Below are 24754 nucleotides of genomic sequence, written 5' to 3'. Positions count from 1 at the left end.
ACCGCTCATGACTGCTCCAGGTACCGGTGGACGAGCATCACGGCCATGGCTCCCTCTCCGACGGCGGACGCGACGCGCTTCGCGGACTGGGCGCGCGCGTCGCCCGCCACGAACACGCCGGGAATGTTGGTCTCCAGGTGGTAGGGCGGCCGATCCAGTTCCCACTCGGCGGGCGGCCGCCCGTCCGCAGTGAGGTCCGGCCCGGCCAGGATGAAGCCGTGGTCGTCGCGCAGCACCGTACCGTCCAGCCAGTCGGTCAGCGGGGCCGCGCCGATGAACACGAACATCCACTGGCAGTCGACGAGTTCGGTCGCACCGCTGTCGACGTCCCGCAGCGTCAGCTGCTCCAGGTGCCCGTCGCCGTGCGCCTCCTCGACGACGGTCCGGGGCCGCACCGTGATGTTCGGCGTCTCCTCGATCTGCTGGATCAGGTAGTACGACATCGACGCCTTCAGGGACTCCCCGCGCACCAGCACCGTCACCGACTTCGCGCCGCGCGCCAGGTACATCGCCGCCTGCCCGGCGGAGTTGGCGCCACCCACGATGTACACGTCCTGTCCCTGGCAGGCGGCCGCCTCGGTGAGCGAGGAGCCGTAGTACACCCCGCAGCCGGTCAGGGAGTCGCAGCCCGGTGCAAGCAGCTGCCGGTACGACACGCCGGTCGCCAGGATGACGCTGTGCGCGGCGACCGCCGAGCCGTCGGAGAAGTGGACGACGCGGGCCGCGCCGTTGACCTCCAGTCCCGTGACCTCGCGCGCCGTGAGGATCTCGGCGCCGAACCGGCCCGCCTGGCGGCGGGCCCGGTCCGTGAGCTGCGCGCCCGAGACGCCGTCGGGGAAGCCGAGGTAGTTCTCGATGCGGGAGCTCTGGCCGGCCTGCCCGCCGGTCGCCGACCGCTCGACGAGGACGGTACGCAGCCCCTCGGAGGCCCCGTACACCGCCGCGCCGAGCCCGGCCGGTCCGCCGCCGATGACGACGAGGTCGTAGAAGTCGGCGGTCGGCGTGGTCGCGAGCCCCACGTGGGCGGCCAGCTCGGCCGGCTCCGGCTCGATCAGCACGGTGCCGTCGGGTGTGACCACCAGGGGCAGCCGCTGCCCGTCCGCCCCCTCCGCCCGGGCGGCGCCCAGCAGCCGCTGCCCCTCGGGCTCGTCGGAGGAGTACCAGCGGTACGGCACCTGGTTGCGGGCCAGGAACTCCCGGACGCGCGAGGACCCCGCCGACCAGCGGTGCCCGACCACCTTGGTGGCGGGTACCGGTCGGTAGTCGCTGGAGCGCCACGCCGTGAGCAGGTCGTCCACGACGGGGTAGAGCTTCTCCTCCGGCGGGTCCCACGGCTTGAGCAGGTAGTGGTCGAGATCGACGACGTTGATCGCGTCGATGGCCGCGTTGGTGTCGGCGTACGCGGTCAGCAGCACGCGCCGCGCGCCCGGGTACACCGCCAGGGCCTGCTCCAGGAACTCGATGCCGTTCATCTGCGGCATGCGGTAGTCGGCGAGGATCACCGCCACCAGGTCGCCCCGCAGCTTCAGCTCGCGCAAGGCCTCCAGCGCGGACTCGCCGGACTCGGCGCGCACGATCCGGTAGTCGGCGCCGTAGTGACGCCGCAGGTCACGGGCGATGGCACGGGAGACCCCCGGGTCGTCGTCCACGGTCAGGATGACGGTCCGCGCCGTATCGGCGGCCTGTGCCATACGTCTCCACCCCGAGTGCTTCTGGGCGGGCCGCCCGGCGAGCCGCCCGCGCCGGTTTCCCGCCCATCGTATGTTCGATGGACCCCGCCCGCTCCGGAACGCCGCGATCGTGCGCTCCGGGTATCCTCCCGGTCGCTCCCCGTCGTCATTGGGACCGCACGGCCTCCCGGGAAGCCTTTCCCTCTCCTGCGGCCTCCACGTCACCGCCGCCTGAATCAGCGGACCGCCACCACCACGTGGCTGTTGCCGAACTGCCAGACCGTTCCGACGTGCTCGAAGCCGGCCTCGCGCAGCAGTGCGAGGTGGGCGGTGAGGGTCAGCGCGTTGCCCTCGCAGTGCGGGTGGGTGCGGCGGTCGCGGGTGGCGAAGAGGGGCGCCAGCTCCGGGTCGGCCCGCACGCCCGACCACCACGACTCCCAGTCCTCGTGCGCGAGGGCCTGCTGGCGCTCGGCGCGCCGCCGGCCGATGTCCGCGGCGAGCTCGTGGACCTTGGGGGAGTCCGGGTCGAGGTGGTCGCCGTTGACGAGGACCCCGCCAGGGCGAATGCGCTCGGCCAGCCCCTCGTACGTGCGCCGCAGCGTGTCCTCGCCGAGGTAGTGCAGGGCGGTCGTCGAGACGGCCGCATCCACCGGGCGGTCCAGTACGAGGGCGTCGAGCCAGCCCGGCTCCCCGATCCGGGCCTCGGCGAAGCGCAGGGCCGGCCCGTGGTGCGCCCGCCCCAGCTCCAGCAGCAGCGGATCGGCGTCGACGCCCACGACCTCGGCCGCGGGCATGCGCTCCGCCAGCCGCGCGGCCAGGGAGCCGGGCCCGCAGCCCAGATCGAGGAGCAGGGGAGCCGGGTGGCCCGCCGTGACGCGCTCGACCACGTCGGTGATGACCGTGAACCGCTCCTCGCGGTCGATCGCGTACCGCTGCTGCTGGCGCTCCCAGCGTTCCACCCACCGGCTGGCCGCCGCGACCGTGCCCGCGCTGCCCACGTTCATGTTTCTGTCCACTCGTGCTTCTGCCGTTCTCACGGCCCTGAACTCCACATGAAAATCATTGCAGATTGATGAGGGTGGCGAGCAACCCCTCGATCTCCTCGGCCGTGTTGTGCACGTGCAGGCTGACCCGCACCGAGCCGTCCGCCTCCCCCGCACCCGCCTGGCAGTGGCCGTCGGAGCGCACCATGAAGCCGTGGCTGTAGAGGATGAACCCGAGGTCGCGGGAGGGTATCTCACGATGCCGGAACGCCACGATGCTCCGGCGCCGCTGCACCTCGGAGTCGGCCGCCAGGCTGGAGCGGCAGCCGAGCACCTCGTACGCGTCCAGCCGGCTCAGGCCGTCGGTCAGCCGGGCCGCCAGGGCCACCGTCCACGCCTCGATCCGGTCCGTGCCGGCCGCGCCGAGCCAGTCGAGGGCGGCTGCCAGGCTCACGATGCCGACGGTGTTCGGGGTTCCGGCCCAGCCGCCCGGCCGGAACTCCGGCCCGCGTCGGCCCCGGGCCCAGACCGCACCCGTACCAGGCAGCGCCATGGCCTTGTGGCCGGAGAACACGACGAAGTCCACGTCGAGTCCGGCCACGGACAGCGGCAGGTGCCCGATGCTCTGCGCGGCGTCGAGGCAGATCGGGACGTCCGGCCCGACCACCCGGCGTATCCGGTGCACGTTCATGTCGGCGCCGTACACGTGGTGCACGTGGGTGGCCGCCACGAAGCGGGTGCGCGGGCCCACCGTGGCGGCGAGTGCCGCCGGATCGTAGTCGCCGGAGCCGTCCTGGTACGGCAGTTCCCGGACCCGGATCTCGGTGCCCTGCCGCGCCAGCAGCTGCCGTACCTCCAGCCACGGGGCCAGGTTCGCCTCGTGGTCGGCGAACGGGACGACGATCTCGTCCCCGTCGGAGAGCCGGCCCGCCAGCCAGTCCCGGGCGACCGTCCGCAGCCCCTCGGAGGTCCCGCTGGTGAAGTGCACGGACGAGCGGTCCGGCGCGGGATCGCCCAGGAACCGCTTGACCCGCTCGCGGGCCCGCTCCACCGCGGCCGTCGTCGCGTTGGCCCAGGGGTACGAGCCGCGGCCGGCGTTGGCGTTGGAGGTGGTGAGGTAGTGCTGCACGGCGTCCAGTACGGCCCCCGGCTTCTGGGCGGTGGCAGCGCTGTCCAGGTACGCCAGCTCCGGGTTCGCCACGACGATCGGGAACTGGGCCCGCAGCGGGCGCTGCCAGGAGCGCAGCTGCTCCAGGGCGTCGGCCACGTCAGTCACGCACCAGCGGCGCGCCCGCGTCCCGCCACGCGATGATCCCGCCCGCGAGGCTGCGCACGTCGGGATGCCCCATCCGGGTCAGCAGTGCGGCGTAGCGCGCGGACTGCTCGCCGACCGGGCACGCCAGCAGCACGGGCTGCCGCTTGCCGAACGGCAGCCCGCCCCGCACCACTTCGTCGAAGAGCTCGTCCACGATGTTCACCGAGCCGTCGATGTGCAGCGCGGCGTAGGCGAAGGAGCTGCGCAGGTCGACCACCAGCGGCCGCTCCGCCGCGATCCACTTCTGCGCGTCGGCCACCTCGATGACCTGCGCCGCCCGTACCTCGGAATCGGTCAGCGCGGACACGGAGTTGCGCGCGGGCGGGCGGCCCAGCAGCTCCGGGCGGCGCTGTTTGACGTAGCCGAGGTAGCTCTCCACCCGGTCGCAGACGATGAACACCGCGGTCCTGCGCTCCGGGGCGCCCGTCAACTCCGCGTCGACCGGCCGCAGATGGCGCACGGTGCCCTGGTACGCGGCGCCGCCGGTCGGGCCGGCGAGGATCCCGCAGCGCCGCACCAGGGTGAGCATGCCGTCGATCGCGTCGTCGGCGCCCACCGACTCGATCGTGTCGTACGTGGCCGGGTCGAAGAGGCCGACCTGGTGGACCTCGTCGATGTTGCGGATGCCGGGAATGAAGTCCGACTTCTCGCCCACCAGCCCGATCACCCGTACGGCGGGATCGTGCGCGCGCAGGGACCGGGCCACGCCCGTGGAGGATCCGGCCGTGCCGACGCAGGCGAGGAACCAGTCCGGGGCCCGGCCGTCCAGATCCGCGACGATCTCCGGGCCCGTGCCCGTCGCGTGCGCCTCGGTGTTGAGCGCGTTGAAGTACTGGTCGGTGTGCAGATGGGCGCTGCCGGACTCGTTCAGCCTCTGGTGGAAGAGGGTCAGCGGGTCCTCGGTGTCCGTCGGGTCCAGGCATTCGCTGCGGCCCGGCAGCTCCTCGATCTCGGCGCCCAGCAGCAGGAGCAGGTCCTTGACCTCCGGGATGCGCATCCGGTTGGTGACGCTCTTGAACGACAGCCCGTGCATGCCCGCGATCACGGCCAGCGCCTTGGCCGTGTTGCCGCTGGACAGCTCGACGAGCGTCTCGCCGCGCTCCCGGGCGCCGGGCAGCCCGGCCCGGGCCATGTTCCAGGCGGCCCGGTCCTTGACCGAGCCGAAGGGGTTGAGCATTTCCAGCTTGGCGTAGAGATCTATGTGGCGCAGGCCGTGTACGGCCGGGTCGATGCGGACCAGCGGGGTGTTGCCGATGGCCTCGGTGATGCTGTCGTACCTCATGCCCGTCCCCCCGAATCGGTGATCGGCCCGTACTCCTCGATGGGCCAGTACTCCTCGTCCAGACACCAGCGCCAAGAGCCCTGCGTCTGACGGACCGCCACCTTGCGCGCCACCGGTTGCTGCTGGGCGCGCGTGACGCCGAAGTCCATGCAGTACCCGGCCGTGTTGGCGAATCCGAGCAGATCGCCCGGGCGCGGCAGCCGCGGTAGGAACACCGTTCTGCGGGTGATCAGGTCGGCCTCCAGGCAGAGGTTGCCCATGAGGTGGACGCCGACCGGCTCCGGCGGGCCGGCGGGTCCGCCCTCGCGGGACACCAGTACGGGGTCCATGAGGATCCCGTGGTCCTCCAGGGCGACGTCGCTCGCGTTCATGGCGAGGCGCACGAGCGCGGGGCCGGCGTCCGGGTGCCGTACCTCCAGCACCCGGGCCAGGGACAGCCCGCACTGGTCGGCCAGGGCCCGGCCCGGCTCCGTGTACAGGTCGTAGAGGCTCTCCAGCAGCAGGGTGCCAAGGCCCCGTCCCAGGGTGGGGGCGGGCTGCGACAGGAGCGCGTCGAGGTAGCCGGCGCCGGCCACCGGGCGGTGGCCGGGGTACATGCTCAGGGCGCCGCGCAGCGTACCGCCCTCGGCGTGCAGGCCGTACCCGTGACCGCCCCAGGCCAGGGGCGGGCGGCGGCCCATCACCGCGGCGGCGAGCTCGCTCGTGTAGCGGTCCCACTGGGCGGCGTGGGCGAGGTAGCTGACCCCGAAGCCGCCGCCGATGTCGACCACGCGCGGCTGGAAGCCCCGTGATCCCAGGTCGTCCATGGCCCGCAGGCAGCCTTCGAGGGCGATGGCCTTCTCGTCCGGACTCGTCGTGTCGAGGTGGTAGGCGACACCGATCGGATCGACGCGGTCCCGGTGGCGTTCGAGCAGGTCCAGCAGCGGCCCGAACGCCTTCACGGAGGTACCGAACCGGCTCCTGCGGGAGAGCGTCCTCGGTCCCGAGGCCTCGAACTCGGACAGGCGGAGCAAGACCTTCGGGCGGGGCAGGCCGTGGCGGCGTACGAGGCCCGCCAGCGCCTCCAACTCATCGGGGCCGTCGGCGTTCACGGTGGCCCCCGACCGTGCGGCGAGCCAGAGGAACGCGGGATCCTTGGGGCCGGTCGCCATGATGCGGTCCGCGGTGAAACCGGCGCCGAGGGCGTGCCGGAGCTCGCCGACGGACGCCACGTCCACGGCGGCGTCCTCGGCGGCGAGCCGGCGGACGAGGGACCGGGAGCGGTTGGCCTTGTGGGCGAAGAAGACCTGCCCGCCGAGCCGGTGGCGGCGGTAGACGGACCGGAAGGCCTCGGTGTTCTCCGTGATCTGGTCGGGCAGGAGGACGTTGAGGGGCGAGCCGAGGGCGTCGACGAGCAGGTGCAGGAACGGGGCCGAGTCGAGCAGTGCGGCGAGCCGCGCGGCCAACCGCGGTTCCAGGTACAGGGGGCCGGTGTCCATCCCAGCTGCTCCTCCCGCGCGCCGATCGTACGACGATATTCCTCGCGGCCCTGTTCCTGCCCTGCCGGCATGGTGTGGACGCGCGCTGGCGGTAGTTGGCCGAAATGCGACGGCGCGGTCAGAGTGCGAGGTGCATGAGGACCTCGTCGCGGTCGTCGTCGGGAGCGACCCGCAGAGCGCCGGGCCAGCGCCCGATCTCGCGCCAGCCCAGACGGCCGTAGAACTCCTCCAGCCCCAGCCCGGCGCGGACGCCGATGTGCAGCTGCTCCAGCCCCATCTCCTGCCGGGCGAGATCACGGACCCGGTGCATCAGCGCCGTTCCGATGCCGCGGCCCCGGAAGTCGGGGTGGGTCATGACGTGGTTGACGGCGCCGCAGTGCGCGACGAGCGGATGCGGGTCGCGGCGCAGAACCAGCCACCCCGCGAGCTTCCCGCCGACCGTGGCGATCAGCATCCGGGCGCGGCGCGGATCGAGCGTGCCGACGAGCAGGCCCAGGGCGGGGTCGGCCTGGCCGGTGCTCACCGGCGGCATGGGGAGCCCCAGGGGGATGACGGCGCCCCCGGTGTTGATGACCCGTACCCAGCAGTCGACGAGCTGCTCCCGGAGTTCGGCGGGCAGCTCCCGCGGGCGGGTGATCTGCGCGAAATCGACTGGTTGCAACACGGTCATGGACGGCAGCTTGCCAGACGCGGTACCGCGACGGGCCCCGACCGGACAAGGCCCGGCCGGGGCCGTGGGGGTCACGCCTCCGAGCGGGCCGTGGACCTCAGACGGCTGAAGTCCATGATCTCGTAGTACCGGTTCGACCGGGTACCGGGCGCCAGGGCGGTGAGGATCCCTTCGGCACGGAGGGATGCGATCGCCTTCTCGACCGTGGTCCGGCCGAGGCCGAGCGCGTCGGCGATATCGGCCTGGCTGGGGCCGGTGATGGTGGCCGCCTCGTTGGGCACCGGGTGCATCCCGGTCCTGGTCCACCTGAAGCGCTCGACTCCCCTCGTGAACCTGCCGGCCGGGACCAGGTACTCCAGGAGCCGGGCCACCCGGATGACCGGGTCAGCCTTGGAGGCCGCGTAGACCGACTCGACGGTCTGCGCACGTTCGTTGGCCAGCTGCGCGAGGAGGAGGGCCAGCACGGGCTCCTTCTGGATCAGAGTCGCGAACGTGCGGGCGGTGAGGCTCAGAGCAGCACCCGTGGACAGGAAGGTGATGTGCGGCCCCGCGCCCCGGGAACCCGATTCGTCGGTGGTCCCCTTCCTGAGCATCACCCGGCTGATGTCCCCGAGGATCGCCCCCCTGCGCCAGAGGCGGGTGGTTCCGTGGGGGGTGGTCTCCTTGATGACGCCCCGGGCCACGATGTGGATCCACTCCTGGCCGTACGCGACGATGTCGCCTCGCGGGCGGGCCTCGACCCGCCCGGCGGAGATCAGGGACTCGATCGCGTACGAGGGGAGGCCCAGCGACTTCAAGTGGGAGGAGATCGCCTCGTACGGCCAGGACCGCACCTTGGTTCCGGGGTCGTAGACCTCAAGGATGTCGGTCATCGGACATCGCCTCCAAGGCCGGTGGCCTGGGGAAGCCCCTGGCCGGGCGCGGCCGGGGCGACGGGCGCGACGACCTGGGCGGGCGCCGGAGACGGCGACTCCACGAGGATCTTGACGACCGGCGCGAGGGCGGCCACGAGGGCGGCCAGGGAGCCGATGACGACCGCGATGCGGCCGGCGGTCTTGTCGAGGTGGCGGATGGTGAAGCAGGCCGCTCCCACGACGATCGCGACGATCAGGACAGCCGCGAGAATTCCTTCGGACACGGTTACCTTCAGGGGTACGGCGGCCGAGCCGTACCGCTCCCGAAGGGGAGGGCGCAGCTCGACCGCAGCTTTGGAATGGTCCCTTATCTGCGACGCATGACCGGCTGAGCGCGAACCCTGGCGAGGGGTCGAACCGGCTGGCTCGTAGAATACGCCACCTGAGTGACCCGGCCCCAAATTCGCTCCTCGTGGAGGGAATTCGTGTCCATGGTCGCGAGACGAGCCCGGGATCGGAATTCAACAAAGCTCTCCCCAAAGGTTGTTGGTCCGGTCCGCCCGTCGCTCGGTAAACGCGAGACGGCCGCACCCCCTGGGGGATGCGGCCGCCTGGACATGTGCTCCATGAGTACGAGGCCGCCCGGGGGAGCCACCCCCGAAACGGACCTCGGAAGCTGAGTGAGACCATTCCAAAGCCCTGTCAGCTGAAGACAGTGCACACCGTTAATAGACTGCGGAACCCTCTGTAAGAGGGATAGTGCACCCCGCGTACGCGGGAATCCCTATGCAGAGGGGTTTTGTGCGGGCTGTACGGCCGACGTAACCCCGCACTGGGGCAGAGAAATTGCGTCCACGCCTTGGAGATCTCCACCCGGAGAGATTCCTGCCGCGCGGGTCCACCCGGGCCGGCGGGTTTGCCGAGTGCCGGTGTTTCGGTCCGTCGTCGCCGTGCCGGGGCCGGCGAAGTGGCGGGCGGTGGGTACCAGTACCGCCGTTGCCCCGAAGGGCTCGGTGGCGGGGGCGATCGGGGCGAGCCAGACGGGTGCCAGAACGTACGACACCAGGAGCATCAGGCGCAACGGGCCGACGCCGTACGCCGCCAGCCCGGCGAAGGCCGCCCAGCCCGGCGAGCGCGGCTGCCGACGGGCTATGGCGAGGGCCCCGCCGAGCGCGCCCACGGTGTACGCGGTCAAGGCGGAGGCCGGCACCCACTGCGAGCCGTAGCGCTCCCGCCCGACCGGGGGCAGCCGGCCCTCCCGTGCCCGGATGCGCTGAACCAGGGCCCCGCGGCGACCGTGGCGGCGCCCCCGGCGGCCAGGGCAACGCGCCCCCGGTCAGGGTCAGCCGGCCGCGCTGAGTTCCCCGCTGAGGGTCTCGTGCAGGCGGGCGCTGGGTCCGTTCAGGCCCACGATCTCCACCGTCTTGCCGCGCTGGGCGTAGCGGTGCTCTATCGCGTCGAGTGCCGCCACGGACGACGCGTCCCAGACGTGCGTGGCGGACAGGTCGATGACGACCTTGTCCGGGTCGCCGGCGTAGTCGAAGCGGCCGACGAGCTCGTTGGAGGAGGCGAAGAACAGCTGGCCGCTGACCGCGTAGACGACCCGGCCGCCGTCGGGGTCGACGACCGCCGTGACGTCGGCGAGCCGGGCGACCCGCTTCGCGAAGACGACCATGGCGGTGACGGATCCGGCGACGACACCGACGGCCAGGTTGTGGGTGGCGACCACGCACGCCACGGTGACGGCCATGACGGCGATCTCGCCCGCCGGCATCCGCCGGAGGGTCTTGGGTGCGATCGAGTGCCAGTCGAAGGTCGCGAAGCAGACCATGATCATGACGGCGACGAGGGCCGCCATCGGGATGTCGGAGACGACCGGCCCGAAGACGACGCACAGCACCATCAGGAACACGCCCGAGAGGAACGTGGAGAGCCGGGTCCGGGCGCCGGAGACCTTCACGTTGATCATGGTCTGGCCGATCATCGCGCAGCCGCCCATGCCGCCGAGGAACCCGGTGACGATGTTCGCGATGCCCTGCCCGACGGATTCGCGGGTCTTCGACGAGTGCGTGTCGGTGATCTCGTCGACCAGCTTCGCCGTCATCAGGGACTCCATCAGCCCGACGAGCGCCATGGCGAACGCGTACGGGGCGATGGTGGTCAGCGTGTCGAGCGTGAACGGTACGTCGGGCAGCCCGGGGACGGGCAGCGAGGACGGGAGCGCGCCCTTGTCTCCGACGGTCGGCACCGCGATGCCGGCGGCGACGGTGATCACGGTCAGGATCACGATCGACACCAGCGGGGCCGGGACCAATGTGGTGATCTTCGGGAACAGCACCATGAGCGCCAGGCCGGCCGCCAGCAGCGGATAGACGGCCCACGGCACGTCGCTCACCTCCCGCACCTGGGCCATGAAGACCAGGATGGCGAGGGAGTTGACGAAGCCGACCATCACGGAGCGCGGGACGAACCGCAGCAGCGTGCCCACGCCGAGCGCGCCGAGCACGATCTGGAACACCCCGGCCAGGATGACGGCGGCCACCAGGTGGCCGAACCCGTGCTCCCGGTTCAGCGGTGCGATGACCAGGGCGACGGCCCCGGTGGCGGCGGAGATCATCGCGGGCCGCCCGCCGACGACGGCGATGGTGACGGCCATGGTGAAGGAGGCGAACAGCCCGATCGCCGGATCCACCCCGGCGATGATCGAGAACGAGATCGCCTCCGGGATCAGCGCCAGCGCGACCACGAGCCCGGCCAGCACCTCGGTGCGCAGCACCTTCGGCGACAGCCAGGACGGCCGGAACCCGCGCAGCCGCGCGGGCAGGTACACAGTGGAGTGGGGCAAGGGCAAGGAGCAGACCTGTCGGGCGGGCACACCGCCGACCGGCAGGCGAGCATACGAAGCGGAGAACGCTCCCAAGGTACCCCGCGAGCCGGGACGCCCGCCCCGTCGGCGCAGTGGCCGTCGGGTCAGGGCCGGGGCCGGCCCCGACCCCGGCCCCGGCCCCGGCTCAGCGGAGGTCGAACCGGTCGAGGTTCATGACCTTGTCCCACGCGGACACGAAGTCACGTACGAGCTTCTCTCCCGCGCCCTGGGAGGCGTAGACCTCCGACAGGGCCCGCAGCTGCGAGTGCGAACCGAAGACGAGGTCGACGGCGGTGGCCGTCCACTTGACCTCGCCCGTGGCCCGATCGCGGCCTTCGAACACGTTCTCGGCCGCTGCCGACGCCTTCCACTCCGTACCCATGTCGAGCAGGTTGACGAAGAAGTCGTTGGTCAGCGTCTCCGGCCGGTCGGTGAAGACGCCGTGGGCGGACTGCCCGAAGCCGGTGTTCAGGACGCGCATGCCGCCGATCAGGACCGTCATCTCGGGGGCGGTGAGGTTCAACAGGTTGGCGCGGTCCAGCAGGAGGGTTTCCGGCGCGAGCTTCTCCCCCTGCCGGAGGTAGTTGCGGAACCCGTCGGCCCTGGGTTCGAGCACCGCGAACGACTCCACGTCGGTCTGCTCCTGCGAGGCGTCCGTACGCCCCGGCGCGAACGGGACCGTGATGTCGTACCCGGCGTTCTTCGCGGCCTGCTCGACCGCCGCGCATCCGCCCAGCACGATCAGGTCGGCGAGCGAGACCTTCGTCCCGCCCGTCGCCGACGCGTTGAAGTCCTGCTGGATCTCTTCGAGGGTCCCCACCACCTCGCCCACCTCGGGCAGGGCGTTGCTCTCCCAGTCCCGCTGCGGCGCGAGCCGGATCCGGGCCCCGTTGGCCCCGCCGCGCTTGTCGGTGCCGCGGAAGCTGGCCGCCGCCGCCCAGGCGGTGGTGACCAGCTGGGGGATGGACCGTCCCGAGGCGAGGATCTTGGCCTTGAGGGCGGCCACGTCCGCGTCCGAGACCAGCGGGTGATCGACCTGGGGGACGGGGTCCTGCCACAGCTGCGGCTCGGCGACCCACGGGCCGAGGTAGCGCGGGAGGGGCCCCATGTCGCGGTGCAGCAGCTTGTACCAGGCCTTGGCGAAGGCCGTCGCGAGCTGGTCCGGGTTCTCGTGGAAGCGCTTCGCGATCGGGGCGTAGATCGGATCGACCTTCAGCGCGAGGTCCGTCGTCAGCATCATCGGAGCGTGCCGCTTCGACGGGTCATGGGCGTCGGGCACCGTGCCCTGGGCCGCCGGGTCGGTGGGAGTCCACTGGTTGGCGCCGGCGGGGCTGGTCGTCAGCTGCCAGTCGTATCCGAACAGGTTGTCCAGGTACCCGTTGTCCCACTTCGTCGGCGCGGTGGTCCACGCGCCTTCGAGCCCGCTCGTGAGCGTGTCGACGCCGCTGCCGGTGCCGTGCGTGTTCTTCCAGCCGATGCCCTGCTGCTCGATGGGGGCGGCCTCGGGTTCCGGACCGATGTAGGAGGGATCGACGGCGCCGTGGCACTTTCCGAACGTATGGCCGCCGACGATGAGCGCGAGCGTCTCCTCGTCGTCCATGGCCATGCGCGAGAACGTCTCGCGAATGTCCCGGGCGGCGGCCAGTGGATCCGGGTTGCCGTTGGGCCCCTCCGGATTGACGTAGATCAATCCCATCTGCACCGCGCCGAAAGGACCGGAGAGTTCCCGATCGCCGCTGTAGCGCTCGTCGCCGAGCCAGGTGTCCTCGGGACCCCAGAAGATCTCCTCGGGTTCCCAGGTGTCCTCTCGTCCGAATCCGAATCCGAACGTCTTGAGCCCCATGGATTCGATGGCGCAGTTACCGGCGAAAATCAGAAGGTCCGCCCAGGAGATCTTCGGTCCGTACTTCTGCTTGACCGGCCAGAGCAGGCGGCGCGCCTTGTCGAGGCTCGCGTTGTCCGGCCAGCTGTTGAGGGGGGCGAAGCGCTGGGCGCCGGCGCCGCCGCCGCCCCGGCCGTCGGCGATGCGGTACGTGCCCGCGGCGTGCCAGCTCATCCGGATGAACAGCGGACCGTAGTGGCCGTAATCGGCGGGCCACCATTCCTGGGACTTCGTCATCACCTCGAAGACGTCCCGTTTCAGCGCGTCGACGTCGAGGGTCGCGAACTCCTTCGCGTAGTCGAAGTCGTCGCCCATCGGATCGGACAGGGGTGAATGCTGGTGGAGGACTTGGAGGTCCAGCTGGTTCGGCCACCAGTCCCGGTTCGTCCTGGGGCGAGCCGGCGCGGGGGTCGGGGAGGGAATTACTGGGTTCTCGCTTTCGCTGCCGGACACGTCCGCCCTTCTTCCTGTCTCGGTGTCTTTGGCTGTTTGTGCTTCTGCTGCTGACTGCTGGGCGTCCGTATGGTCGCGCACCGCAGACCGCACCGCCACGAGAACACGCAGAACTCTTCCGGACGCTGAGGAATTCAGGAAAGGCGGGTTTTCCGATGAACGGGACCGGCCCGGACGGGTGACGTGTCCCGCCGTACGGCGGGTCGCGGGTCGGGGACGGGCCGTGCCGTCAGGATGGCCCCCTGACAGTGAGAAGGAGTTGTCCGTGCTCGAAAGACAGCGTCGCAAGAACGCCACCGAAGTCACGTTCGTGCTGCCCGACGGGGACCCGCCCGGCCCGGTCAGCGTGGTGGGAACGTTCAACGGCTGGCAGCCCGGCTCCCACGTCCTCGAACCCCGCCCCGACGGGACGCGCGCGGTGACGGTGGCGCTGCCGGCGAAGGCCACCCACTCCTTCCGCTACCTCGCGGCAGGGGACTACTGGTTCAACGACGAGGGCGCCGACGGCCAGGACGGCCCCAACTGCCGCCTGCAGACCTGAACCCGCCCCCGCTCGCCGCCCGCCCTGCCGCCAAGGACAGGGCGGGCACCACCTCGGATCGGAAGCACGGGCACGCGGCCGCCGGGGTGGTCAGGCCCCCGCCGGGCCCCGGCTCCGAGCGGCCGTGCGGCGGGCCGCCGCGGCGTCCGTGACGTCGAGGAACACCTGGTCCAGCTCGGGCCAGCGCGTCTTCAGCTCCTCCTTGATGCGGACCATCGCGTCCTCGACGGTCTCGCTGTCGTACCCGGGCGTCAGGTCGACGCTCGCGGCCAGCAGTGCCGAATCCGGGCTCAGCCGCATGGTCAGCAGGGCGGTGACCGAGTCGATCTCCGGCTGCTTGCGCAGCAGCTCGCCCACCCCGCGCTGCACCTCGGAACCGGCCGCCTCACCGATCAGCTGGGCCCGGGCGCCCTTGCCGAGCGTGTACGCCACGTAGACCAGCAGGACGCCGATCAGGACCGAGGCGGACGCCTCGTACGCCACCTGCCCGGTCGCCATGTGGAGGCCCATCCCCGCCATCGCCAGCAGGACGCCCGCGCAAGCCGTGCCGTCCTCCGCGAGGACGGTCCGCAGCGCCGGGTCCCGGCCCGCCCGGATCTCCTCGCGCACGCCGTGGCCGGCCGCAGCGGCCGCGCCGCGGACCTGGCGGACGGCGCGGACCAGCGAGGCCGCTTCGGCGAGCAGCGCCACGAAGAGCACGGCGAAGCCGATCAGGTAGCCCTCGTGGGTCTCGGAGCCGCCCGAGCGGAACGCCTCGATGCCCTGGAACACCGAGAAGCAGCCTCCGGTGACGAAGATGCCGACGGCGGCCAGCAGGGACCAGAAGAAGCGCTCCTTGCCGTAGCCGAAGGGGTGTCGCCGGTCGGCCGGCCGCCGGCTGCGCTTGAGCGAGGCCAGCAGGAAGACCTCGTTCATGCTGTCGGCCACCGAGTGGGCGGCCTCGGACAGCAACGCGGGAGACGCGGCGATGACACCGCCGACGGCCTTGGCCACGCCGATGACCAGATTGGCCGCGAGGGCCACCCAGACCGTGAAGCGGGTCTCGCTGTCCCGATTCCGCTTCCGCGCGGAGTGCGTAGCGGGGTCGCCCATGGCATCGGCCTGCCCGGTCGCGGCCACCTCAGGTCTTCAGCAGCCGGTTGAAGAACGAGCGGTAGCGCTGCAGCGCCAGCCGCAGCTCCTCGGTGGGCACCTCCTCGCCGCGGCCCCACTGGCCGACCAGCGACTGCTTGTGGTCCGCGAACGAACGGGCGAGCGTCTGCATCACCTCCGCGACCAGGGTGTCCGCGGAGCGGACCGCGTCCTGCGGGTCGTCCACGAAACGGCCCTGGATCTCGCGCCACGCCGTCCGGTACTCCTCGGTGTCCTTGCTGTCGAGCAGGGGCTGGTCCTCGGCCTCGTCGGGAGCGTTCTGCTCCGTCGCCGGGGTGCCGGACTCCGCCTCGGTGCCGCGGGCGTCGTCCTGCTCCGCCGCGGCCTCCGGAGTGGCCTCGCCGGGGTAGACCGCCGTCCCCGCCTCCCGGCCGGGATCGGCCAGGTCCTGCGTGCTCAGCCCGCTGCCGCCCGGGCGCTCCTCGCCCTCGGCACGGCCCTCGAACTCGCCGTTGTCGCGCATGTCATCGACCTCCTCGGTCGCTCAGCAGCTCGTCGAACAGGGCGCGGTAGTGCACCATCGCCCCGCGGAGCTCTTCCGTCGTCGCCTGCCCGTCCGTGCTGCGCACCTTGACCGCGTGCGCCGCGCGATAGTGCTGGAGGGTGCCCGCGTGGTCCACCGAGAGGTCGCGGACGTTCTCGTCGTACCCCTCGGTGGGGTAGCCCCGTTCCTTCATCAGCCGGGACACCAGCTCGTCGGCCTGTGTCACGGCCCCTTCGGGGCGGTCCACGAAGTGCTGCTGTACGTCGCTCCAGTCCTGCGCGTACGCCTGGCGGCGGTCCTCCGGAAGCTCCTTGATGGCGAGGTAGGCGTGGCGCTCCTCGCGGGCGTGCAGCTCCCGGTCGGCGGCCAGCCGGCCGCCCTCCTGTTCGACGGTGCGCTCGTACTCCGGTCCGAACCGGTCCTGCAAGCGGCGCCGTCGCGACATCGTCCACAGTCCTGCAGCGAGCGCGATCAGTACGACCGCCACGGGCACGATGATGGCGATCAGTGTTCCTGTTGACATGGTGGGCCTCCGTTCAGGGGGCTCGTCGATGTGGTGTGCGGGTGCCCTCCGTCGCACGGGTCAGACGCGACCGGAGCCGGCTCGTGCGCCGGACGCGGCGAACTCCTGGACGAACGCGCCGCAGAAGGCGTCCAGGTCGTCCGGCTTGCGGCTCGTGATCAGCGTGGCGGGCTCCGCACGGCAGACGTGCACCTCCTCGTCCACCCAAGTGCCGCCCGCGTTGCGGATGTCGGTCGCGAGACTGGGCCATGAGGTGAGCGTCCGGCCGCGTACCACGTCCGCCTCCACCAGCGTCCAAGGGGCGTGGCAGATCGCGGCGACGGGTTTGCCCGCCTCGAAGAAGTCGCGGGCGAAGCCGACGGCCATCTCGTTCATGCGCAGGGCGTCGGGGTTGGCGACGCCGCCGGGCAGCACGAGCGCGTCGAAGGCCTCCGAGGTGTCACCCGCCAGGACGTGGTCGACGGCGAAGGTGTCCCCCTTGTCGAAGTGCCGGAACGCGCGGACGCGGTCGGGCCCGGTCGACACCAGCCGCGGATTCCATCCGGCGTCGAGCGCGGCCTGCCATGGCCGGGTCAGTTCGATCTCCTCGACGCCCTCGGGCGCGGTGAGGAATGCGATACGCATCTCGTACCCCCTCGTTCGGTCGGGTGGTTCCGGCACCCCGGGCGCGTCGCCGGGACGCGGCCGGGCTGTCGGGCCGGTGCCGGATCGGTACAGGTTCGGTTCGGGTGCCGGGGCGCGAACGTCCCGGGCCCGTCTCGCATCGGGACGCCTGCCCGCACGGGCGCGTCTCAATCAGCGCCGGGCGGGCTCGCCGTACCGGTGTGCCCGCCGGCGTCAGGACCGGTGTGCCCGGCCCGGGGTTGCGGCCATTCGGTTGCTGCCGGGGCGGCCGGAGGCCGAACGGCCTCGCCACCGCCGCGCTGTCGCCCGGCGTCGGGCTAGGGTCGGGGAACGGACCGTCCTGCCGCAGCCGGAGGGTGGACGCGGACGGAGAGCCGCCGAGAATGACCGACCCGGTCGCGGGTACCCGTACCGGGCCCTGTCCCTGTCCCTGTCCCCATGCGGAGGAGGCCCGCGCCCATGTCAGACGACGAGCGGGACGAGACCCCGGCGGAGCGGGCCGATCGCCGCTGGAACGAAACGCTCCAGGAGGTCCGCGTCGCCCAGACCGGGGCCCAGATCCTCTTCGGCTTCCTGCTGAGCGTTGCCTTCACCCCCCGCTTCGCCCAGCTGGGCCCCTTCGACCGGGGCCTGTACGTCGTCACGGTGGCGCTGGGCGCCCTGGCCACCGGGACCATGATCGCCCCGGTCGCCTACCACCAACTCCTGGCCGGACACCACCTCAAGCCGCAGCTGGTCCGGGCGGCGGGCCGTCTGGTCTCCATCGGCATCGTGCTCCTCGCCATGACCGTGACCCTCTCGGTGCTGCTCCTGCTGCGGGTCGCCACCTCGCACTGGATCGCCTGGCCGGTGACGGCCTGCGTCACGGGCTGGTTCGCGGTCTGCTGGCTGGTCATGCCCAGCATGCTCCTGCGCAGCAAGGCCAAGGACAGGACCGACGCGGACCGCGGGTGAGGGCGGGCGGGGGGCGGGTTTCCCGCACCGGTGGGCGGGCAGGCGCCCCTGCGCGGGGGTACACGATGCTTTTCGAGGAGTGACACGTCATGGAAGACCAAGGCGGCGCCGGAGGCGCACCCCTGCACGGTCATGGCGACGAGCAACGCCGTCGCGCCCCGCACGCCGAACGGACCGGGCCCGGCAAGGACGAGCACGCCGTCCGGGCGGCGGACACCGACGAGGCGAGTCGTCTCGACAGGCCGGGGGAGGTCCCCAAGAAGGGCCCCGGCCCGGTACGCGAGATCCCCCACGAGGAGGGCGGGAAGTCCGGCGGCTGACCCCCCCGGGTTGGCGGCGGGCCCGTCAGCCACTCGTGGACGTTCGGGCCCCGGCCGGGAGCCGGGACCCGGTCGACCGCTGCGAGGTCAGGGGTCGCCGCCCGCCGTGAGTCGTTCGAACGAGTGTGCGTTGACGACGGCGGCCCCGCCCGGGTCGTTGTTGAAGTACGCGAAGACGTCGGCGTCCGCCGGCCAGGCGTCGGCGATCCGCTCCGCCCAGGAACGCAGCGCCGTCCGGCCGTAGCGGGGAGCCGGATCGGCCCGCCCCTCGTGGAAGCGCACGTAACCCCAGTCGGCGGTCCGCCACAGCGGTGTCACCGGGCGTGAGCCGCGGTCCGCCCAGCACAGGGCGGCACCGCGCTCCGAGAGGACCCCGCGTACTGCGGCGGTCCACCACGAGGCGTGGCGCGGTTCGACGGCGATGCGGGTGCCGGCGGGGAAGCAGGCCAGGCACGCGTCCAGCGCACCCGCGTCGGCCTGCAAGGTGGGCGGGAGTTGGAGCAGGATCGGCCCGAGCCGCTCCCCCAGGGAGGCCGCGTGCTCCATCAGCCGGTGGACCGGTTCCTTCGGGTCGCGCAGTCGCTTGATGTGCGTCAAGTACCGGCTGGCCTTGACCGCCATGACGAAGCCTGGGGGCGTGCGTTCCCGCCACCGGGCGAAAATCTCCGGCGAGGGCAGTCTGTAGAACGCGTTGTTGCTCTCCACCGTGCGGAAGTGCTCCGCGTACGCTTCCAGCCAGAGCCGCTGGGGCAGGTCGGGCGGGTAGAGGATCCCTGACCAGTCCCGGTACTGCCATCCGGAGGTACCGACGTGTACGGGCATGGCATCATCACCGGCTCAGGAGGCGGCGGCCGACGGGGTGTGCGAGGGCGGAACGGTCTCCGGCGCCGGGGCGGGGCCGGGGGGTGTGCCGTCGCCGAACGGCCGTCCGCCCAGCGCCGCGCGCCCGTGCGGGGCGAGCCAGCCCGACAGGTCCGGGCCGAGGGGCACGATCCCGGTCGGGTTGATGTCGTCGTGCACCAGGAAGTAGTGCCTCTTGATGTGGTCGAAGTCGACCGTGTCGCCGAATCCGGGGGTCTGGAAGAGGTCCCGGGCGTACGCCCAGAGCACCGGCATCTCGGCCAGCTTCTGCCGGTTGCACTTGAAGTGGCCGTGGTAGACGGCGTCGAACCGCACGAGCGTGGTGAACAGCCGGACGTCCGCCTCCGTGATCGTGTCCCCGACGAGGTAGCGGGCCCCCTCCAGCCGTGCGGAGAGCAGGTCGAGCCGTTGGAACAGACGCCCGTAGGCGGCGGCGTACGCTTCCTGCGACCCGGCGAACCCGGCCCGGTAGACGCCGTTGTTGACGTCCCGGTAGACCACCTCGTTCACGGAGTCGATCTCCTGGCGCAGGGTGGGCGGGTAGAGCGCCGGCGCCCCGCTGCGGTGGTACGGCTGCCACTCCAGCGACATGTCGATCGTCATCTGCGGGAAGTCGTTGGTCACGACCTGGCCCGTCGGTACGTCCACGATGGCCGGGACCGTGATGCCGCGCGTGTAGCCGGGGTCGCGGGCGAGGTAGGCCTCCCGCAGGCGCTCGATTCCGAGCACCGGGTCGCGGCCGCCCGGATCGAGGTCGAAGCGCCAGCTGCGCTCGTCGTGCGTGGGTCCGGCGATGGCCATGGGCAGTGCCTCCTCCAGGCCGAGGAGGCGCCGTACGATCACCGCCCGGCTCGCCCAGGGGCAGGCGCGGCTCACCACCAGCCGGTAGCGGCCGGGTTCCACGGGATATCCGTCGCGTCCGTCGGCGGTGATCCGCGTGGTGAGGTACCGGTCGTCGCGGGAGTACTCCTTGCCGCGCGTCACGTAACTCATGTGGACCGCCTACCCGCGACGTGCTGCGGTGAACGTCGTCGGGGGTGCTCGGCGGGGTGGCCCGGGGGATCCGCCGAGGGGGCTGATTGTGCGATCACACAGCTTGGGCGGCGCAAATCCGTAGAGTAACCGGTCGGTAGCTCTGGATCATCTCGCCTGTTGTCGGCTAGCGTCATGCTCGCGCCGCCACACCCAGGGCACTCGGCCCTGCCGGGACTTGCGGCGCAGGGGAATTACTCACGTTGACGACTGCCATCCAAGGCATCTTCGCCGTCCGTCCCTACACTCCTCACTGCCAGGTCATCCACGACGAGGGCGACCATGCCGTCATCGGCATCTCGTCAGGGAACTCCTACTTCACCCACGACCGCGTGCTCGAACTCGCACGATGGGGACTCGACCACTTCCGAGAAGTCGACCTCATCTGGACGGACATGCACGTGGCCGAGATGTTCGTGGCCCTCGGCTATCCCGAGGTCGAAGCGCAGCGCAAGGCGGTGAAGAACCTCCGCGGCGTACGGGCCAAGGTCACCGCTGCCGTCGCCACGCTCGATCCCGAAGGAGAACGGCTGCGCGGCCGCCCGATGTCCGCACTCCTGGAGCTCCCCGCCTACCAGCGCATCCGCTCCGGGCTCGACACCCTCATGGCCGACGACCCCGAGTTCCGCGAGGTGTGCGACCAACTCGCGGCCCGGTTCCTCGCCGACAAGCTGGGCGGCCAACCGCCCACCCGGTTGCAGCGCGAGGTGTGCATCAAGTACGTGTGCGCCGAAGTGCCGCTGTTCCTCGACACCCCGGCCATCCTCGGGGTCTCGTCCTCGCTCAACTGCTACCACCAGGCACTGCCGTTGGCCGAGCTGCTGTACGCACGGGGCTGGGGTCTGCGCGCCTCGCGCAATCAGGGCCACGCCGTCATCACCCCCGCCGAAGAACCCGAAGGACAGGACCGCCGCGCATGACCACCACGATCGAACCCACCTCCGCGGCCGCGGCCGACGCGCTCACCCGGTTCCCGTTCGACGCCAACGGCACGCGACTGCCCGACGAGATCGCACACCTCCTGGCCCATGAGCCGGTCAAGAAGGTCCGCACCATAGCCGGCGCGGAAGCCTGGCTGGTGTCCTCCTATCGCCTGTGCAGGCAGGTGCTCGACGACCCCCGGTTCTCCCTCAAGGACACCTCGGCCGAGGGGGCGCCCCGCCAGTACGCGCTGACCATCCCCCCGGAGGTGGTCAACAACATGGGGAACATCACGGGCGCCGGGCTGCGCAAGGCCGTGATGAAGGCCCTCAACCCGAAGGCCCCCGGGCTGGAGGAGTGGCTGATCGGCCACGCGCACGCCCTCGTCGACCAGATGGTCGCCACCGGGGTGCCGGCCGACCTGCGCCGCGACTTCACCGTCCCGTACTCCACCGGGCTGCACTGCCACATCCTCGGCATCCCCCAGAGCGACGGCCCCGACCTCTACCGGTCGCTGCACGTCGCGTTCATGAACAGCCCGCGCACCATCCCCGCGGCGGGCATCAACTGGGACCGCGACATGGGCCACATGATCGACCGGCTCGACGACCCGGCGACGACGGGCCTCATGGCCGAACTCGCCGCCCTGCGCAACGACCCCGACTACGCGCACCTGACCGACGAGATGCTCGCCACCGTCGGCGTCACGATGTTCGGCGCGGGCGTCATCAGCGTCATGGGGTTCCTCACCATGGCACTCGTCTCGCTGATCCAACACCCGGAGCTCAAGGACGAGTTGATCGCGGACCGGACGCTCGTCCCGGCCGCCGTGGACGAGCTCCTGCGCATCAACCTGTCGATCGCCGACGGGCTGCCCCGCATCGCCACCGAGACCATGCAGCTCGGCGACGTCACCGTACAGAAGGGGGAGTTGGTCCTCGTCCTGGTCGAGGCCGCGAACCACGACCCGGCCGAGTTCGACGACCCGCACACCGTACGCCTCGACCGGCCGAACCCGAACGCGCACCTGTCGTTCGGCGGCGGCGGCCACTACTGCCCGGCCACCGCCCTGGGCAAGCGGCACGCACAGATCGCCATCGAGGTGCTCCTGGAGCGGCTGCCCGGCCTGGACCTTGCGGTGCCGATCGAGCAACTCGTCTGGCGCACGGGGTTCATGAAGCGGATCCCGGAGCGGATGCCCGTCCTCTGGTGAGCGCGCTCGGGAGCTGAGCGCACGGCGCAGGGGGCCGGGTCCGACCAGCCCGGCCCCCTGCGCGTGCGTCCGTCACCTCTCCGCCACGGCCTCCAGCGGGCTCAGGGAGGCGGCGCGGCGGGCCGGTACGGCGGCCGCGAGCACGCCGATCGTCAGGGACACCAGGCAGACGAGGAGCAGCGTCTCCCAGGGCAGCGCCAGGGAGTACTCCTTCATGGCGCCGTTGGCCAGCGACCCCACCGCCCAGGCCCCGAACAGCCCGCCCGCCAGGCCCAGCAGCGTGCCGAAGGCGGCGACGGTCACCGCCTCCAGGCGGATCATCCGCCGGATGCCGGCGCGGTCCATCCCGATGGCGCGCAGGACGCCGATCTCACGGGTGCGGTCGGCGACCGACATGGCCAGGGTGTTGACGATGCCGAGCAGCGAGATCGCGGCGCCGATGGCGAGCAGCCCGTACATCAGGGTCAGCAGGTCGCCCAGGGAGCCGGCGGCCTCGTCGACGAGCGCCTGCCGGTCCTTCACCTGCACCAGCGGGCTGTTGCCCGCGGCGGCGCGCAGCCGGTCCTCGGTGGTCTTCGAGATCGCGGCGCCGTCGGCGCGGACGAGGATCCGCTGGACGGAGCCGGGCAGGAAGCCGTCCCGCTGTACGTCGGCACGCGAGCCCAGCACCTCCCCGGCGGTGGGGTTGTCCTCGTAGACGCCGACGACGGTGTACTGCGTGAACTCCTGGTTCCGGCCGATGCGGGCCTTGACCCGGCTGCCGGCGCTCACGCCCTGCTCCCGCGCGAAGGAGGCGGAGAGGGCGATGCGGCCCGGTCCCAGGTCCTTCAGGGATCCGCTGGCGAAGTCGAGCTTCATGACGTCGTCCACGGTGGCGGGGTCGACGCCGGCGATGCTGCGGACGCCGCCGCCGGTGAAGACGGTGGAGTCCGCGATGCCCGCCGCCGTCCTCACCCCGGGGGTGGCGGCCACCCGCTTCTCGGTGCCCGGGTCGAGGGCCGCCATGGTGCTGCGGGTGCCGATCACGTAGTCGGCGCCGAGCCCGGCCGCGGCCTGCCGGTCCAGGGCCTGCCCGGTGGAGTTGCCGATGACGGCGAGCCCGGCGACCAGCGCCGTACTGACGATCAGGGCCGAGGCGGTGGCCGCGGTGCGCCGCGGATCGCGCAGCGCGTTCTCCCGGGCGAGGCGCCCGGCGATCCCGAAGCGGCCGGTCAGCCGTCCGGTCAGGCGGATCACGGGGACGGCGAGCAGCGGCGCCAGCACGATCAGGGCGCCGACGAGCAGGGCGCAGCCGAACATCGCGTTCTGCAGGTTCTCCTCCGAGGCGTCCTTCGCCCCCGTGAGCGAGACCAGCAGCCCGGCCCCGGCTGCGAGCAGGAGCAGCCCCACCACACCGCGGACCCGGGAAGCGGTCGCGGTGGGCGGCTGCTCGCAGGAGCGAAGCGCCTCGATGGGCGCGACCTTCGCCGCCTTGCGGGACGGCAGCCACGCGGCGAGCACCGTGACGCCCACGCCCACGCCGAGCGCCGCCACCACGGGGAGCGGGCCGATCACCAGGGGGCCGTCGGGCAGGGCGTCCTGCGAGGTGCTCAGCAGGTCCGGCAGTACGGAGGCGATGCCGAGACCGAGCACGAAGCCGGCCGCCGACGAGACCAGGCCGAGCAGGACGGCCTCCCAGAGGATGGAGCGGACCACCTGGCGGCGTGTGGAGCCGATCGCCCGCAGCAGCGCGATCTCCCGGGTGCGCCGGGCGACGAGCATGGTGAAGGTGTTGACGATGAGGAAGGAGCCGATGAACAGCGAGACCCCGGCGAAGATCGTCGGCATCTTCTGGTGGCCGCGGGTCAGGGTGTCGGTGTAGGTGGCCTGCTGGGTCGCCTGTGCGGTGCCGGTGACGGCCTCGGCCCGGTCGGCCGGGAGCAGGGCGCTGATCCGCTCGGCGAGCTCGAACTCGTCGGTGCCGGGCTCGGCGGACACGTCGATCGAGGTGTAGCGGCCCGGGGACGCGAACAGCTCCTGGGCGGTCGCCTTGTCGAACACGGCGAGGGTGCCTCCGGCCGTGACCCGCGAGTCCTCGGTCCTGACGATGCCCACGAGCCGCTTCCGCAGGACCGGGCCGTCGGTGGCCAGCGTGACCGTGTCGCCGATCGAGAACCCGCCGGCCGCCGCGGTGCCGCTGTCCACGGCGAGTTCCCCGCCGCCGTGCGGGGCGCGGCCCTCGACCAGCGGATGGCGGCCGTCCTTGCCGTCCTTGCCGGGTACGTAGGCGGCGGCCAGGTTCGACCGTGCCTTGCCGACCCGCAGCGGACGGCCGTCCGCGCCGTTCAGGGTGGCCGAGCCATCGGCCGCCGGCCGCGCGGCGGCGACACCGGGCACCTCCGCCAGCTTGCGTACGAGCGCGTCGTCGAGCGCTCCGGCCTCCTCCCCGGAGGCCCCGGGCGGGGCGGATTTCGGGGTCACGGAGACCGCGGTGTCCGCGAAGTCCTTCGACGCGGCGGCGCGGTAGGCCGCGGCGGAGGATTCCGCGAAGACCAGGGTGCCGCAGACGAACGCGACACCCAGGCAGACGGCGAGGACGGTCATGACCAGACGGGCCTTGTTCGCCAGGACGTTGCGCAGGGCTGTTCTCAGCATGGGCAGCTTTCGGGGACGGGGGTGTACGGGGATCCGGGAGGG

General features: G+C 71.8%; 22 protein-coding genes. 5 read left to right on the top strand and 17 right to left on the bottom strand.

Annotated elements, in window-relative coordinates; translation table 11 throughout:
* Window positions 1–5: 5 nt before the first annotated feature.
* From ACIBAD_RS05215 to katG, 10 genes are all read right to left on the bottom strand, one after another.
* Entirely contained in the window at window positions 6–1691 is a 1686-nt protein-coding gene (locus tag ACIBAD_RS05215; protein WP_134069064.1) for an FAD-dependent oxidoreductase, read from the bottom strand.
* 215 nt (window positions 1692–1906) lie between these two features.
* On the bottom strand, window positions 1907–2674 hold the full coding sequence (locus ACIBAD_RS05210) for a class I SAM-dependent methyltransferase (RefSeq protein ID WP_398904605.1): 768 nt from the start codon (window positions 2672–2674) through the stop codon (window positions 1907–1909).
* A 55-nt stretch (window positions 2675–2729) separates the two neighbouring features.
* Window positions 2730–3929: an aminotransferase class V-fold PLP-dependent enzyme gene (locus tag ACIBAD_RS05205; RefSeq protein ID WP_398904603.1), complete on the bottom strand. Its 1200-nt coding sequence runs from the start codon at window positions 3927–3929 to the stop codon at window positions 2730–2732.
* Window positions 3922–5250, bottom strand: coding sequence for a pyridoxal-phosphate dependent enzyme (locus ACIBAD_RS05200; RefSeq protein ID WP_398904601.1), 1329 nt, complete (start codon window positions 5248–5250; stop codon window positions 3922–3924). The genes ACIBAD_RS05205 and ACIBAD_RS05200 overlap by 8 nt, the downstream gene beginning before the upstream one ends.
* A complete protein-coding gene (locus ACIBAD_RS05195) occupies window positions 5247–6728 on the bottom strand; it encodes a Y4yA family PLP-dependent enzyme (RefSeq protein ID WP_398904599.1) in 1482 nt (493 codons plus the stop codon). The genes ACIBAD_RS05200 and ACIBAD_RS05195 overlap by 4 nt, the downstream gene beginning before the upstream one ends.
* A gap of 118 nt (window positions 6729–6846) precedes the next feature.
* Window positions 6847–7398 carry a GNAT family N-acetyltransferase gene (locus tag ACIBAD_RS05190; RefSeq protein WP_398904597.1) on the bottom strand — a complete coding sequence of 184 codons (552 nt, stop codon included), beginning with the start codon at window positions 7396–7398 and terminating at the stop codon, window positions 6847–6849.
* A gap of 71 nt (window positions 7399–7469) precedes the next feature.
* Window positions 7470–8270 (bottom strand): helix-turn-helix domain-containing protein, encoded by an 801-nt coding sequence (locus ACIBAD_RS05185; protein WP_398904595.1) that lies wholly within the window; start codon window positions 8268–8270, stop codon window positions 7470–7472.
* Window positions 8267–8536 (bottom strand): hypothetical protein, encoded by a 270-nt coding sequence (locus ACIBAD_RS05180; RefSeq protein WP_398904593.1) that lies wholly within the window; start codon window positions 8534–8536, stop codon window positions 8267–8269. Before ACIBAD_RS05180 ends, ACIBAD_RS05185 begins: the two co-directional genes overlap by 4 nt.
* Before the next feature lie 1058 nt (window positions 8537–9594).
* Window positions 9595–11097, bottom strand: coding sequence for a SulP family inorganic anion transporter (locus ACIBAD_RS05175; protein ID WP_398904590.1), 1503 nt, complete (start codon window positions 11095–11097; stop codon window positions 9595–9597).
* Between the two features lie 166 nt (window positions 11098–11263).
* Window positions 11264–13453 (bottom strand): catalase/peroxidase HPI, encoded by a 2190-nt coding sequence (katG, locus tag ACIBAD_RS05170; RefSeq protein WP_134069057.1) that lies wholly within the window; start codon window positions 13451–13453, stop codon window positions 11264–11266.
* 265 nt (window positions 13454–13718) lie between these two features.
* Here katG and ACIBAD_RS05165 point away from each other — a divergent pair, with 265 nt between their 5' ends.
* A complete protein-coding gene (locus ACIBAD_RS05165) occupies window positions 13719–13994 on the top strand; it encodes an isoamylase early set domain-containing protein (protein WP_134069056.1) in 276 nt (91 codons plus the stop codon).
* Window positions 13995–14084: 90 nt separating this feature from the next.
* Here ACIBAD_RS05165 and ACIBAD_RS05160 read toward each other — a convergent pair whose 3' ends face one another.
* From ACIBAD_RS05160 to ACIBAD_RS05145, 4 genes are read right to left on the bottom strand one after another with little or no spacing between them, the layout of a single operon-like run.
* On the bottom strand, window positions 14085–15086 hold the full coding sequence (locus ACIBAD_RS05160; protein ID WP_134074225.1) for a cation diffusion facilitator family transporter: 1002 nt from the start codon (window positions 15084–15086) through the stop codon (window positions 14085–14087).
* Window positions 15087–15114: 28 nt separating this feature from the next.
* Window positions 15115–15609 carry a hypothetical protein gene (locus ACIBAD_RS05155; protein ID WP_134069055.1) on the bottom strand — a complete coding sequence of 165 codons (495 nt, stop codon included), beginning with the start codon at window positions 15607–15609 and terminating at the stop codon, window positions 15115–15117.
* 1 nt (window position 15610) lies between these two features.
* Window positions 15611–16153 (bottom strand): hypothetical protein, encoded by a 543-nt coding sequence (locus ACIBAD_RS05150; protein ID WP_134069054.1) that lies wholly within the window; start codon window positions 16151–16153, stop codon window positions 15611–15613.
* Between the two features lie 60 nt (window positions 16154–16213).
* Complete coding sequence (locus ACIBAD_RS05145; protein WP_134069053.1) at window positions 16214–16777, bottom strand: type 1 glutamine amidotransferase domain-containing protein; 564 nt, start codon at window positions 16775–16777, stop codon at window positions 16214–16216.
* Window positions 16778–17236: 459 nt separating this feature from the next.
* On the opposite strand from ACIBAD_RS05145, the gene ACIBAD_RS05140 reads away from it, so the two are divergent.
* Together ACIBAD_RS05140 and ACIBAD_RS05135 are read left to right on the top strand one after the other, a co-directional pair.
* Window positions 17237–17731: a DUF6328 family protein gene (locus ACIBAD_RS05140; protein ID WP_134069052.1), complete on the top strand. Its 495-nt coding sequence runs from the start codon at window positions 17237–17239 to the stop codon at window positions 17729–17731.
* Window positions 17732–17820: 89 nt separating this feature from the next.
* Complete coding sequence (locus ACIBAD_RS05135) at window positions 17821–18051, top strand: hypothetical protein (RefSeq protein ID WP_398904587.1); 231 nt, start codon at window positions 17821–17823, stop codon at window positions 18049–18051.
* A gap of 87 nt (window positions 18052–18138) precedes the next feature.
* Here the strand turns inward: ACIBAD_RS05135 and ACIBAD_RS05130 are convergent, their stop codons facing one another.
* Both ACIBAD_RS05130 and ACIBAD_RS05125 read right to left on the bottom strand, forming a co-directional pair.
* The gene (locus ACIBAD_RS05130) at window positions 18139–18873 is read right to left on the bottom strand and encodes a DUF72 domain-containing protein (protein WP_398904585.1); all 735 of its coding nucleotides are present in this window, start codon (window positions 18871–18873) and stop codon (window positions 18139–18141) included.
* Window positions 18874–18888: 15 nt separating this feature from the next.
* A complete protein-coding gene (locus ACIBAD_RS05125; protein ID WP_208328939.1) occupies window positions 18889–19905 on the bottom strand; it encodes a glutathione S-transferase C-terminal domain-containing protein in 1017 nt (338 codons plus the stop codon).
* Between the two features lie 242 nt (window positions 19906–20147).
* Here ACIBAD_RS05125 and ACIBAD_RS05120 point away from each other — a divergent pair, with 242 nt between their 5' ends.
* Both ACIBAD_RS05120 and ACIBAD_RS05115 read left to right on the top strand, forming a co-directional pair.
* Window positions 20148–20864 carry a tRNA-dependent cyclodipeptide synthase gene (locus ACIBAD_RS05120; protein WP_134069049.1) on the top strand — a complete coding sequence of 239 codons (717 nt, stop codon included), beginning with the start codon at window positions 20148–20150 and terminating at the stop codon, window positions 20862–20864.
* On the top strand, window positions 20861–22078 hold the full coding sequence (locus tag ACIBAD_RS05115; RefSeq protein WP_398904582.1) for a cytochrome P450: 1218 nt from the start codon (window positions 20861–20863) through the stop codon (window positions 22076–22078). The genes ACIBAD_RS05120 and ACIBAD_RS05115 overlap by 4 nt, the downstream gene beginning before the upstream one ends.
* Window positions 22079–22150: 72 nt before the next feature.
* On the opposite strand, the gene ACIBAD_RS05110 is transcribed toward ACIBAD_RS05115, so the two are convergent.
* Window positions 22151–24712, bottom strand: coding sequence for an ABC transporter permease (locus ACIBAD_RS05110; protein WP_398904580.1), 2562 nt, complete (start codon window positions 24710–24712; stop codon window positions 22151–22153).
* Between the last annotated feature and the right edge of the window lie 42 nt (window positions 24713–24754).

Source organism: Streptomyces sp. NPDC051109 (genome assembly GCF_044455885.1).
Lineage (GTDB): Bacteria > Actinomycetota > Actinomycetes > Streptomycetales > Streptomycetaceae > Streptomyces.
Note: the sequence above shows the minus strand (reverse complement) of the source record. Positions and strands in the feature narration are given on the sequence as shown.